This window comes from Mesorhizobium sp. 01N446 (assembly GCF_056399285.1).
On the sequence record NZ_JBFTRA010000004.1, the window covers coordinates 302,049 to 314,332 of the forward strand.

Below are 12,284 nucleotides of genomic sequence, written 5' to 3' on the forward strand. Positions count from 1 at the left end.
GAAAAACCGGCAAACGGCGTGGTTAGCGAAGACTTGCCTGCCAAGGCATGTCGCCCGAAATGCGCAGCCAGAGCGCATGGGCTCGATCCGTTTCAGCGACGCGCTTTAAATGTCGCTGGGAGGTGACAAGGTGTCGCCGACGGGCTATGGATGGCGCGTCGAGGGCTCGGGGTTCTGAGTCCTACCTGTTTGCGGGAGAGAGCAGCGAGAGCTGCCGCCGAAGGGGAAATCGCCCGAAATCTCTCAGGCAAAAGAACCGTAGACGGGAAAGACACTCTGGAAAGTCGGGGCTTGCCCCCGCGCCGAAGGTGTAAGCGCCGCTGACAGAGTTCCGGCTGCGCGAGTCTCTCAGGCTTCAGACAGAGGGGCACGGACTGGTCGCCATTCGCGGCCGATTGCGTGCGACTCTGGAGACGACATGACGGGCGACGACTCAAAACACCTTCCCCTCGAAGATATCCACACAGCCGCTGGTGCGCGGTTCGGCGCCTTTGCCGGCTGGTCGATGCCGCTGACCTATCCGGCCGGTGTCATGAAGGAGCATCTGCATACCCGCGAGCATGCCGGCCTCTTCGACATCTCGCACATGAAATTGTTCGAGGTCAGCGGGCCGCAGGCGGTTGCGCTGCTCAACCGCGCTTGCCCGCTGGATGCCGGCGTGCTCGAAATCTCGCAGTCGAAACTGTCCTTCTTCCTCAATGAGGCCGGCGGCATCCTCGACGACCTGATCGTCACCCGGCTCGGCGATACCAGGTTCATGGTGGTTGCCAATGCCGGCAACGCCGTCGCCGACGAAAAGCATCTGCGTGAGTTGGCCGCCGATTTCGATGTCGAGGTCGAGCCGCTCGACCGCGTCTTCCTGGCCATCCAGGGTCCGGAAGCCTGGGCGGCACTTTCCCGTGCCGGCATCGAGACCGGCGCGCTGCTGTTCATGCACGGGGTCGAGCCGCGGAAAGACTGGTTCATGAGCCGGTCGGGCTATACCGGCGAGGACGGTTTCGAGATCGGCCTGCCAGAAGCCGATGCGCGCGCCCTTGTCGCGAAGCTGCTCGAGGATGAGCGCGTTCTATGGATCGGCCTTGCCGCGCGCGACAGCCTGCGGCTCGAGGCCGGGCTTTGCCTGCATGGCCAGGACATCACCCCGGAGACAGATCCGGCCGCAGCCGCGCTGATGTGGGCAATCCCCAAGGAGATCCGCGCGTCCGGCGCTTTCATCGGCGCAGACGCCCTGCGCGCCGCCGTCGAACGCGGCCCGGCGCAAAAGCGTGTCGGGCTGAAACCAGACGGCCGCCAGCCGGTGCGTGCCGGCGCTGCGCTGTTCGACGCCGACGGCAATCCTGCGGGCCATGTCACATCGGGTGGGTTCGGGCCCTCGGCCGGCCATCCGGTCGCCATGGGCTATGTCGCCGCATCGCTGGCAAAGCCTGGCACACGGGTGTTCGCCGATGTGCGCGGCACGAAGATTCCCGTCGATATCAGTTCCCTGCCCTTCACCCCTCATCGCTACCGCAAAGGATAGATTTCATGGCAACGACCTATTTCACCGCTGATCACGAATGGCTCCGCGTCGAAGGCGGCATCGCCACCGTCGGCATCACTGACTACGCGCAGGAGCAACTCGGTGACCTCGTCTTCGTCGAACTGCCGGAGACCGGAAAGAAGCTGACCAAGGGCGATACCGCCGTCGTGGTCGAATCCGTCAAGGCGGCCTCTGACGTTTACGCGCCGGTCGACGGCGAGATCACCGAGGCCAACGGCACGCTGTCTTCCGACCCGTCGCTGGTCAACTCGGCCGCCACCGGCGCCGGCTGGCTGTGGAAGATGAAGCTCGCCGACGAAAGCCAGCTCGCCGGCCTCATGGATGAGGCCGCCTACAAAGCCCATATCGCCTGAAATCAGGACTAGAGATGATGACCACAGCACTCACCCCCTTCTCGGCCCGCCATATCGGTCCTGGTGTCAACGATGTCAGAGCCATGCTTGCGGTGATCGGCGTTCCCTCCGTCGAGACGCTGATCAGCCAGGCCGTGCCGCAGTCGATTCGCCTCGACATGCCGCTGACCTTGCCCGCGCCAGCCAGCGAGGCCGAAGCGCTGGCCGAATTGTCGGCGATCATGGCTGGGAATACCGTGCTGAAGAGCTTCATCGGCGCCGGCTATCACGGCGTCCACGTGCCGCCGGTCATCCAGCGCAATCTGTTCGAGAATCCGGCCTGGTACACGGCCTACACGCCCTATCAGGCCGAGATCAGCCAGGGCCGCCTGGAAATGCTGTTCAATTTCCAGACCTTGGTCGCAGAATTGACCGGATTGCCGGTGGCGTCCGCCTCGCTGCTCGATGAGGCAACCGCTGTCGCCGAAGCGGTCGGCATCGCGCTGCGCCACCACCGCGACAAGCGCACCAAGGTGGCCTTCGCCGGCACGCCGCATCCGCAGACGCTGGATGTGGTGCGCACCCGCGCCGAACCGCTCGGCATCGAGATTGACGGTGAGACGATCGACGACAACACCGCCGCCTTGCTCGTCTCCTGGCCCGACACGTTCGGCGTCTATGGCGACCACAAGGCCGCGATCGACAAGGCTCGCGCGACAGGCGCCATCGTTGTCTTCATCGCCGATCCGCTTGGCCTGACGCTGACCGATGCGCCGGCGAAACTTGGCGCCGACATCGCGGTGGGCCCGATGCAGCGCTTTGGCGTGCCGATGGGCTTTGGCGGCCCGCACGCCGCCTACTGCGCCGTCTCCGACAAACTGACGCGCCTCATGCCCGGCCGTCTCGTCGGCCAGTCGACCGACAGCAAGGGCCGGCCCGGCTACCGCCTCGCCCTGCAGACGCGCGAACAGCATATCCGCCGCGACAAGGCGACCTCCAACATCTGCACCGCGCAGGCGCTGCTTGCCAACATGGCGACGGCCTATGCCATCTGGCACGGCCCCGCCGGGCTGCAGGCGATCGCCGGGCGCATCCACGCGCTGGCCAATCGCCTGGCGAGCGGGCTCAAAGCGGCAGGCGTGTCGGTGCTCGGCGCCAGGCGCTTCGACACGGTGACGGTCGAGGTGAAAGGCGAGGCCGCGCAAATCGCCGCCGCTGCCGAAAAGACTGGCCGGCTGCTGCGCGTCCTCGACGCCGACCATGTCGGCATCGCCTTCGACGAGACCTCGACCGACGCCGATCTCGACGCGATCGCTTCCCTGTTCGGCGCCAAGGCTGCTCCCTCGGCCGACAGCACCGTTCCCGGCAAGCCGCGCGGAAAAGAGTTTCTGACCCAGCCGGTCTTCAACGAGAACAAGTCGGAAACCGACATGATGCGCCTGCTGCGCCGGCTGGCCGACAAGGATCTGGCGCTCGACCGCTCCATGATTCCGCTCGGATCCTGCACCATGAAGCTCAATGCGGCGGCCGAAATGATGCCGGTAAGCTGGCCGAGCATCGCCAATCTGCATCCTTTCGCGCCGGCAAGCCATTCGGCCGGCTACCGGGCCATGATCGGCGAGCTGGAAGGCTGGCTGTCGGAAATCACCGGTTTCGACGCGGTCAGCCTGCAGCCCAATGCCGGCAGCCAGGGCGAATATGCCGGCCTGCTCGCCATCCGCGCCTATCATCGCTCGCGCGGCGAAGGCCATCGCACCGTCTGCCTGATCCCCTCTTCCGCGCATGGCACCAATCCGGCAAGCGCGGCGATGGCCGGCATGAGCGTCGTCGTCGTGCGCTGCCTGGAGGACGGCAATATCGACATGGACGATATGCGGGCCAAGGCCAACGAGCATTCCAAGAACCTCGCCGCGCTGATGTTCACCTATCCCTCGACGCATGGCGTCTACGAAGAAGGCGCCCGCCACCTCTGCGCCCTCATCCATGAGCATGGCGGCCAGGTCTATTTTGACGGCGCCAACCTCAACGCGCTGGTCGCGCTCGCCCGGCCCGCGGATATCGGCGCCGATGTCTGCCACATGAACCTGCACAAGACCTTCTGCATCCCGCATGGCGGCGGTGGCCCCGGCATCGGCCCGATCGGCGTCAGGGCGCACCTGAAGCCTTATCTGCCGGGCCATGTCACCGAAGGCTCGGCGCATGCCGTGTCGGCGGCACCCTTCGGCAGCGCTTCCATCCTGCCGATCACCTGGATGTACATCCGCATGATGGGCGCCGCCGGACTGAAGCATGCAACCGAGACCGCCATCATCTCGGCCAACTATGTGGCGACACGGCTCGCGCCTCACTTCCCGCTGCTCTACAAGGGCCGGCACGATCGCATCGCGCATGAATGCATCCTCGACACCCGCGTGCTCAAGGAGAGCGCCGGCATCAGCGTCGACGACATCGCCAAGCGCCTGATCGACTACGGTTTTCACGCGCCCACCATGTCGTTCCCGGTAGCCGGCACGCTGATGGTCGAGCCGACGGAATCCGAGCCAAAGCGCGAACTCGACCGCTTCTGCGAAGCGATGATCGCCATTGCGGGTGAGGCAGCGAAAGTCGCCAGGGGCGACTGGCCCTTGGCCGACAACCCGCTGGTCAACGCGCCGCACACCGCCGCCGAGACGCTGGCCGGCCAGTGGACCCACCCCTACTCGCGCCTGGAAGCGGCCTATCCCGCCGGCGACGCCGATACGGCAGCCAAGTACTGGCCGCCGGTGTCGCGCATCGACAATGTCGCCGGCGACCGCAATCTGGTCTGCTCCTGCCCGCCGCTGTCGGATTATCTCGGGGCGGCCGAATAGCCGCCTCTCGGCCTATGCCGAGCGCAAGGCCGGCTTGACCGGTTCGGCCTTGCCCATTCTTTTGTGGCTGATGACGCAGTTTCGGCCGGCGCGTTTGGCCGCGTAGAGTGCGGCGTCCGCCTCGGCCAGCACCTCGTCGAGGCGGCTGCCGTCGGCGGCGCCAAAGCCGATGCCGCCGCTGACCGTGCTGCGCAACGGACCGAGCGGGGTAGGAACGATTTCGGTGCCGAAGGCCACGCCGATCTTGCTGGCAAGATCATGGGCCCTCTCTTCCGTCATCCGCGACATGACGATGGCGAACTCCTCGCCGCCCAGGCGAAAGGCGTCGACGCCGGTTCTGGCATATTTCCGGATGACGGCGGCGAAGCGGCACAGGACCTGGTCCCCGACCGGGTGGCCATAGATGTCGTTGGTCCGCTTGAAGTGATCGAGGTCGAACATGACGACCGCCATGAAGGGGCCGAAGGGGCGCTCGCCATGGAGCGACATCAACCCGCGACGGTTCATCAGCCCGGTCAATGGATCGGTCATCGTCTCGGCCTTCAACTCGATCTGCGCCTGCAGGTGATGAAGCGAGAGCGTCAAGGCGCCGAGGCCGGTCATGCAGGCCACCGCAACGACCGAATTCAGACGTTCGGCCCAGTTGTCCGGCGCCGCCCCGAGCGTCCATTGCCCCTTGGCCATCAGAACCACGCCGCAAAGGGCAAACGACACCGCACAGGTGCCGCTCAGGAACGAAACCACCAGCAGGATCCGGCGATCGTGGCTGCCATTGACCCAGAACATGGCCCCGATCGTCGACAGCAGCACGGTGACCGTCGCGTAGGTGATGATGAAGCCGACGCCGTCAAGGCCAAGGAAGGTCACGGCCGCGCAGACAGCCATGGCGGCAAGTGTCGGCACGATCGCACGCCTGTGGTCCGGCACGCCGAGATACTGCATGGCTGAAAGGCAGATGATCAGGAAGCCCAGGCTGAGCAGCGCCAGCGCGATCTGGCAAAGCAGCGGATCGGGCTCCTTGGTGTAGCGCCAGAACAGGATCACATGCGCGACAAGCACGATAATGCCGCACGCCACCGTCAGCACGAAACGCGCCCGCGGCGCAGTGAGCCAGATGGCAAACATGGTGACGGCCAGGCATGTGCCCGACAGCGCGGCCGCGAGCAGGAGCGAACTGAAATCCAGCATATCGGGCGGCGGCCTCTCCAGCGTCGGCGGTTACGCCGCATTCTAGGTCAGCGGCAGCCCTCGAACATGGTTTTCAGCCGATCTTTCGATCCAAGCTGCGGTTACGGTTTACAAAGCGTCGACAGTGCTTGTGCGGAAATCGCCCCTTGGCCGGCGCAAAGGTCAAACGCGCATCAGCCCTTGTTCAGCAGTGCGAGATTGGCGTTGACGACCGTCGGGTCGGCCATGCCGGCCTTCGCCTCGAGCAGCAGTGCCCTGGCCTTCTTCTTGTTGCCGCGCAGCAGTTGCGAATAGCCCATATTGTTGACGATCTGCGGTTTGCGGCCGGCGACTTTCAGCAACTGGCCGTAGGCGCGGTCGGCAAAGTCGAAGCGGCCGAGTTCGTCATAGGAGGCGGCCAGCCCCATCCAGGCCTCCGCATTGTCGGCCTTCAGCTCGACGGCCTTGCGGAAATGCTGTTCGGCGAGACCATAGTTGGCGTCGCGAAACTGTGCCTTGCCTTGCGCCAGGTCGGATGTGTCGACATCCCTGGCCGCAGGCTGGATCGCGGTCGTCTTGGTCGTGTCGACGTTGTTGTTCGTCGTGCACCCGGTGATAACAAGGACGGCCGCCATCGTGGCCACCGCCGCAAAGTGTGTCTGACGCATGCCCTGCCCCGTCGCCCGATTTGCCGGGTCGTTGTTCAGGAAACACGATACATGCGAGCGATTAAGCTTCGGTGCTGAAATGCGCCTAAAATTTGGTTCCCGGTATACCGGCCATTAACCACCGGCACCGCCACCTCATCAAGAGGCGAGCAGCGGTGTCACCGCTCCAGGATCTTGAGCGCTTCTGGAACCGGATAGCGGCTGCCGTCATAGCGCAGCCGGTAGGTCTTGTTCACGGGTTTGCCGGGATGGGACTGGCACTCGCCATTCTCGTCGACGGACGGCTCGTCGGTGTCGTTCCGCTCCGCCAGAATGATATCGCGATAGCCGTGATGGCTCGTCGTGCCCATCGTCAGGCTGACCCGGTTGGAATAGAAGGACCCCGCGCAACTGGCGTCGCCTTCACCATGGTATCCGGCAACGACGAGGCCGTCGAGCATCACGCGCAGCGCATTGCCGGAGAGAACATAGAGCCGCAAATCGGTTTCTCGGAACGGATTGGGCCGCGAACTGCCCAGCATATCGATACGCAGGCCGAACGCCGTGATGCCAGGCGCCACCCCATAGCGGCCGGTATCGAATTCGATCTTGTCGATGGCGATGGCATCATCGTCCATCAGCCCGGGCTGGAGCAGGCGCTGGCGGACCTGCCGGCTGTTCCTGTCGACGACCAGAAGCTCGATGTCGCCGACATGCGCGCCGTCGCCGGATTGAGAGCTGTCGATCAGCGGCACCGCGACCAATAGCAGGTCGTCATGGGCTGGCCAGATCTTGCAGATCACGCCGAAAGGCGTTTCGCCGTACCGGAGCGTCGAGACGATACTGGTATGGGGTTCGAGCGTAAACGAGGCGCCGTCGGCGCTCAGTCGTGCCTTGGGATAGGCTTGCTGCACCAGCGCGGCGGCATCTCCGCAATCGTCGGCCGCGGCTTGGCCGGACCACAGGCTGGCGACGGCGAGAGCGGCGGCACACAACACTTTTCGCATGGGGTTCTCACGTCGCGGGGCCGCGTTTGGGCAGAATGACGGTTGTCCGTCACTGCTCTGGATTTGTCGACTCTCATTGCTGATTTTGCAGATCCCGACGCTGTCTGAATTGCCAGCGTTCGCAGCCCCGTAACCGTAGTTCTAATGGCTGCCCGTCATCTTGACGATGATCGGTATGATCGCGATCATCAGCACCACCGGCAGGATGCACACAGTCACCGGTATCGACATCTTGGCCGGCAAGGCGTGCGCCTTTTCCTCGGCCAGCGACATGCGCTTGTGGCGCATTTCGTCGGAGAAGACGCGCAGCGCGCCGGACAGGCTGGTACCGAGTTCCTTCGACTGCTGCAAGAGCGTCGCGAACGAGCGCACCTCATCCAGGCTGAGGCGGTCGGCGAGTGCCTTCAGCGCGTCATCGAGGCTGCGTCCGGCCCTCAGTTCAAGTGACACCAGCTGCAAATTCTGGCTGAGCGCAGGATAGGTCTTGGCGAGTTCCTTCGAGACGCGCTCGATGCCGGCCTCCATGCTCATGCCGGCATCCGAGCAGACGATCATCAGATCCATGAAGTCGGGAAAGCCGTTGCGATACTCGCGCATCTTCTCCCGCACCTGCTGGGTCAGCACCAGACCGGGCAGGAAATAGCCGGCCACGCCCGACAGGATGACGAATGCCCACCGGCTGGTCATCGTCGCTTCGGGGCTGGCCAGCCACTGGTTGAGGACAAAGGCGCCGATCGCGGTGCCGAGCAGCGCCGAGAAGCGTATGATGAAGAACGTGCCGACGGCGCGCGGCTCCATGTACCCGGCCTGGATCAGCTTCATGCGCAACCGGGCGACATTTTCCGGATCGCTCTTGGCATAGAATTCCTGCGCCCGCTTCACTGCTTTTTCGCGCACGACATCGGCGTTCTTCTTCTGCAGCGGCTCCGGCCTCGCGGCCACGGCGCCATGGTCGACCTTGAGCCGGCGCTTCACGTCATTGCGGTCGCCCTTCGCCGCCACCATCGGCCAGGCCACCGCGCCGCTGCCCAAGGCCAAAAGCAGGATCGCCACCGGCGTCAGCGAGGTCGGCGCAAGCGAAGCGAGGAACTCGATGAAGCCCTGCATGTCAGAACCTGAAATTCGACATTTTGAACATCATCAGATTGCCCAGCATCAGCCAGGTCACCGAGCCGCCGATCAGGTACCAGGTTTTCGGCTCGTCCCAGACATCGCGGTAGAAGCCCGGCATCAGCGCCATGATACCGGCGAACAACAGCGCCGGTATCGCCGTCAGGATGTAGGCCGACATGCGGCCTTCGGTGGAGATGGCGCGCACCTTGCGGCGCAGCTTGCCGCGCTCGCGGATCGTCAACGCCAGCCCGTCGAGGATCTCGCGCAGATTGCCGCCCGAACTGGACTGGATGGAGACGGCAGTAATGAACAACGGCAGATCCTCGTGACCGACCCTGTCGAACAGCGAATTCAACGCCGAGACCAGATCGGAACCATAGGTCACCTCATCGGCGATKACGCCGAACTCGGTGCCGATCGGATCGGGCATTTCGCGCGACACCATGGCGATGGCCACCGGCACGGGGTGACCGGCCTTGAGGCCGCGCGTGATCAGTTCGAGCGCCTCGGGCAGCTGCATGCCGAAGCGCTTGAGCCGGCGCTTGCGCATGGAACGCATCACCATGACCGGCACCAGCGGCAGCAGCACGACGAACAGCAGAAGCCCCATAAGCAGCGGCAAGCCATACCAGATGGCGACCAGGGTCATGGCCATCGCCACGCCCGAGGTGATCATCAGGAATTTCGACAGCGGCATGATCATGCCCGATTGCGTGCGCAGCGCGCGGAACCGGTCCGGCGAGAACAGCGAGGTGCCGGCGTCGAGGCCGCGCTCCTTGCGCAGCTGGATCAGCACCTGCTCCTGGCTGATCTTGTTTTCCTGCAGCTTCATGCGCCGGTTGATGGCGGTGCGCTTGTCGCTGCGGCCGGCATAGAGGAGATAACAGGCCTCGGCGATCATGATGCCGGTGAGCGCTGCCCCCGCATAGACGACATAGATCGCGCTCAGCCCGTCGAACACCTGGCTTACTCCTGCGGCCGGCCGGGTTCGAAATAGCGTCCGGGAAAGTCGATGCCCATGGCGCGCAGATCCTCCAGGAAGCGCGGCCGGATGCCCGTCGCCTCGTAATAGCCGAGAATGCCGCCATCGGCATCCATGCCGGTGCGCACGAAGCGGAAGATCTCCTGCATCTGGATGACGTCGCCTTCCATGCCGGTTACCTCTGCGACGCTCGTCACCTTGCGCTTGCCGTCGGAAAGCCGGGTCAGCTGGACGATGATGTCGATGGCGCTGGCGATCTGGCTGCGGATCGACTGCACAGTCATCGGCATCCCGGTCATGCCCAGCATCTGTTCGAGGCGCGAAATGGCGTCGCGCGGCGTGTTGGCGTGGATGGTCGCCATCGACCCTTCATGGCCGGTGTTCATCGCCTGCAGCATGTCGAAGGCCTCCTCGCCGCGGCACTCGCCGAGGATGACGCGGTCGGGACGCATGCGCAGCGCGTTCTTGACGAGGTCGCGTTGCTTCAGTTCGCCATGGCCCTCGATGTTGGCGGGGCGCGTTTCCATGCGCGCGACATGCGGCTGCTGCAGCTGAAGTTCGGCCGCGTCCTCGATGGTGATCAGCCGCTCGTCCTCGGGAATGAAGGCCGACAGCGCGTTGAGCATCGTCGTCTTGCCGGTGCCGGTGCCGCCCGAAATGATCGTCGTCTTGCGGGCGTGCACCGCCGCCGCCAGCACTTCGGCCATGTTCTGGGTGATGGCGCCGAATTCGACCAGCTTGTGCAGGCCGAGCTTGTTCTTGGAGAATTTGCGGATCGACACCAGCGGCCCGTCGACGCCGACAGGGCGGATGGCCGCGTTGAAGCGCGAGCCATCCAGCATGCGGGCATCGACCATCGGTTGCGATTCGTCGACGCGGCGGCCAACCGCGGCGACGATTTTATTAATGATTCTAAGCAGATGCGCCTCATCCTTGAACGGGATATGGACCTGCTGCAGCTTGCCCTTCTTTTCGATGAAGCAGTTCTGGTGGCCGTTGATCAGGATGTCGTTGATGTCCGGATCCTTGAGCAGCGGCTCGAGCGGGCCAAGACCGACCATCTCGTCGACGATATCGTCGACCAGCGCTTCGAGTTCGACGGTGTTGATCGCCATCCGCTCCTGGCGGGTTTTTTCCGAAACGAAATCATGCACCTGCCGGCGCATTTCCTCCTTGGGCAAACGCTCCAGCGCCACCAGGTTGATTTCTTCGAGCAGCATGCGGTGAATGCGCACGCGCGCATCGAGCACCTTGTTGGCGCTCTTTGCCGGCGCGACATCAGGCTTTGCCGGCAAAGCCTTCCGGCTCGTTGGGATGACGACCGCATGATGCGCGACCGGCGCAGAGTCTGCCGGACGCTGCGGACGCGCGTCGCGGTTCTGCAGGGTGGAAAAACGGCTGGTCATCCGGCCTTCCTCGTCAAGAAGCTTTTGCCGAGGCCGAACAGCGACTTCGATTTGGCTCCGGTCGCAACGGCCTCCTCCGGCAGGATGATCTTCTTCAGATCATTGACGACGTTGGCATTGGGATCGATCTCGTGCAGCGGCACGCCGCGATCGACCGCCTCGCGCACCAGCCGGTAGTTGTTGGCAATGCCGCCGACGAAATGCTCGCCAAGGATCTCCTGGACGTCCGCCTGCTTGATGCCGTTGTCGAACATCTTCTGCTCGAACCGGTTGACGATGACATTCGGCTTCACCTCCTTGCCGGCGGTCTCGTAGACCGCCTGGATCAGCCTTTGCGTATGGCGCAGGCACGGCACCGTCATTTCGGCCACGATATAGAGCTTGTTGGAGCCCAGCAGCACGGTCTCCGTCCAGGGAAACCAGGTGCGCGGCATGTCGATGACGACATTGTCGAAATAGGCCGAGACGAGGTCCAGCATTCGCACCACGACATCGGTCTTGAACGAGCGCATCTCCGCCGGATGCGTCGGCGCCGCCAGCACGCAAAGTCCGCTGGCATGCTTGGACAGCATCACGTCGAGCAGCTGCCGGTCGAGGCGTTCGGGCTGGTTCTCGATCTCGGTGATGTCGAAACGCGGTTCGAGGTCGAGATATTCGGCGCAGGCGCCCTGCTGGAAATTGAGGTCGACCACGCAGGTCGAGGCGCCGCGCGTCACCGAGTGATGCAGCTGGAACGCGGTCTGCAGCGCCAGTGTCGTGGTGCCGACGCCGCCGGCGGCCGGCATGAAGGTGTAGATTTGCGACTCGGTGTTTTCCTCGCGCCCCGGCCCTTGCAGGGCCCGCACAACCGAGCGCACCAGATCGGCCGTGGTGATCGGCTTGACCAGGAAGTCCGCGACCTTGAGCTGCACCAGGATGCGCACGGCGGCGGCATTGAACTCCTGGGTGACCACGACCACCGGCGCCTTGCCCTCCAGCCGGCGCATGATGCGCTGCAGCGACTCGACCTCCTCCAGTCTCGCCGCGTCCATGTCGACGATGATGGCGCCGAACTCCGCCTCCTGGACCTCGCCGCGCAGTTCGGTGACATTCTTTTCCACCGTCGAGAGCTGGATGATCTCGGAGGCGGCGAATGCGGTCCGCGTGTCCTGCACGAAGGTCCTGTCCGTCGATACGAGCAGGATCTTCTTAGTCTTGATGCCGTTTGCCATTTTTGTCAGCCTGTGGGCTCGATCGCCCTT

General features: G+C 64.2%; 10 protein-coding genes and 1 riboswitch. Of the genes, 3 read left to right on the forward strand and 7 right to left on the reverse strand.

The genetic code is table 11. The features are described from left to right. Positions 1–182: 182 nt before the first annotated feature. Positions 183–269: riboswitch (glycine riboswitch) on the forward strand. Positions 270–418: 149 nt separating this feature from the next. The 3 genes from gcvT to gcvP are packed head-to-tail and all read left to right on the forward strand — an operon-like array spanning position 419 to position 4,721. Next, positions 419–1,519: a glycine cleavage system aminomethyltransferase GcvT gene (gene gcvT, locus AC1DPX_RS18360; RefSeq protein ID WP_202354178.1), complete on the forward strand. Its 1,101-nt coding sequence runs from the start codon at positions 419–421 to the stop codon at positions 1,517–1,519. A 5-nt stretch (positions 1,520–1,524) separates the two neighbouring features. Then, complete coding sequence (gcvH, locus tag AC1DPX_RS18365; RefSeq protein ID WP_202354177.1) at positions 1,525–1,893, forward strand: glycine cleavage system protein GcvH; 369 nt, start codon at positions 1,525–1,527, stop codon at positions 1,891–1,893. 14 nt (positions 1,894–1,907) lie between these two features. Next, entirely contained in the window at positions 1,908–4,721 is a 2,814-nt protein-coding gene (gcvP, locus tag AC1DPX_RS18370; RefSeq protein ID WP_202354176.1) for an aminomethyl-transferring glycine dehydrogenase, read from the forward strand. Positions 4,722–4,733: 12 nt separating this feature from the next. Here the strand turns inward: gcvP and AC1DPX_RS18375 are convergent, their stop codons facing one another. From AC1DPX_RS18375 to AC1DPX_RS18405, 7 genes are all read right to left on the reverse strand, one after another. Continuing rightward, positions 4,734–5,909 carry a GGDEF domain-containing protein gene (locus tag AC1DPX_RS18375; RefSeq protein ID WP_202354175.1) on the reverse strand — a complete coding sequence of 392 codons (1,176 nt, stop codon included), beginning with the start codon at positions 5,907–5,909 and terminating at the stop codon, positions 4,734–4,736. 173 nt (positions 5,910–6,082) lie between these two features. Continuing rightward, complete coding sequence (locus tag AC1DPX_RS18380; RefSeq protein WP_477238601.1) at positions 6,083–6,556, reverse strand: hypothetical protein; 474 nt, start codon at positions 6,554–6,556, stop codon at positions 6,083–6,085. Positions 6,557–6,714: 158 nt separating this feature from the next. Then, positions 6,715–7,542 (reverse strand): PA3715 family protein, encoded by an 828-nt coding sequence (locus AC1DPX_RS18385; RefSeq protein ID WP_477238603.1) that lies wholly within the window; start codon positions 7,540–7,542, stop codon positions 6,715–6,717. Between the two features lie 141 nt (positions 7,543–7,683). Beyond that, the gene (locus AC1DPX_RS18390; protein ID WP_202354172.1) at positions 7,684–8,649 is read right to left on the reverse strand and encodes a type II secretion system F family protein; all 966 of its coding nucleotides are present in this window, start codon (positions 8,647–8,649) and stop codon (positions 7,684–7,686) included. Position 8,650: 1 nt separating this feature from the next. Further along, positions 8,651–9,616 (reverse strand): type II secretion system F family protein, encoded by a 966-nt coding sequence (locus AC1DPX_RS18395; RefSeq protein ID WP_202354171.1) that lies wholly within the window; start codon positions 9,614–9,616, stop codon positions 8,651–8,653. A 5-nt stretch (positions 9,617–9,621) separates the two neighbouring features. Next, positions 9,622–11,043 (reverse strand): TadA family conjugal transfer-associated ATPase, encoded by a 1,422-nt coding sequence (locus AC1DPX_RS18400; RefSeq protein WP_202354170.1) that lies wholly within the window; start codon positions 11,041–11,043, stop codon positions 9,622–9,624. Further along, a complete protein-coding gene (locus tag AC1DPX_RS18405) occupies positions 11,040–12,254 on the reverse strand; it encodes a CpaE/TadZ family protein (RefSeq protein ID WP_202354169.1) in 1,215 nt (404 codons plus the stop codon). The genes AC1DPX_RS18400 and AC1DPX_RS18405 overlap by 4 nt, the downstream gene beginning before the upstream one ends. Positions 12,255–12,284 lie beyond the last annotated feature (30 nt).

Coding starts and splice junctions, on each gene's coding strand:
- AC1DPX_RS18390 (WP_202354172.1), bottom strand. CDS start 8,649: ATGCAGGGCTTCATCGAGTTCCTCGCTTCGCTTGCGCCGACCTCGCTG.
- gcvP (WP_202354176.1), top strand. CDS start 1,908: ATGATGACCACAGCACTCACCCCCTTCTCGGCCCGCCATATCGGTCCT.
- AC1DPX_RS18405 (WP_202354169.1), bottom strand. CDS start 12,254: ATGGCAAACGGCATCAAGACTAAGAAGATCCTGCTCGTATCGACGGAC.
- AC1DPX_RS18400 (WP_202354170.1), bottom strand. CDS start 11,043: ATGACCAGCCGTTTTTCCACCCTGCAGAACCGCGACGCGCGTCCGCAG.
- AC1DPX_RS18380 (WP_477238601.1), bottom strand. CDS start 6,556: ATGCGTCAGACACACTTTGCGGCGGTGGCCACGATGGCGGCCGTCCTT.
- gcvH (WP_202354177.1), top strand. CDS start 1,525: ATGGCAACGACCTATTTCACCGCTGATCACGAATGGCTCCGCGTCGAA.
- gcvT (WP_202354178.1), top strand. CDS start 419: ATGACGGGCGACGACTCAAAACACCTTCCCCTCGAAGATATCCACACA.
- AC1DPX_RS18385 (WP_477238603.1), bottom strand. CDS start 7,542: ATGCGAAAAGTGTTGTGTGCCGCCGCTCTCGCCGTCGCCAGCCTGTGG.
- AC1DPX_RS18375 (WP_202354175.1), bottom strand. CDS start 5,909: ATGCTGGATTTCAGTTCGCTCCTGCTCGCGGCCGCGCTGTCGGGCACA.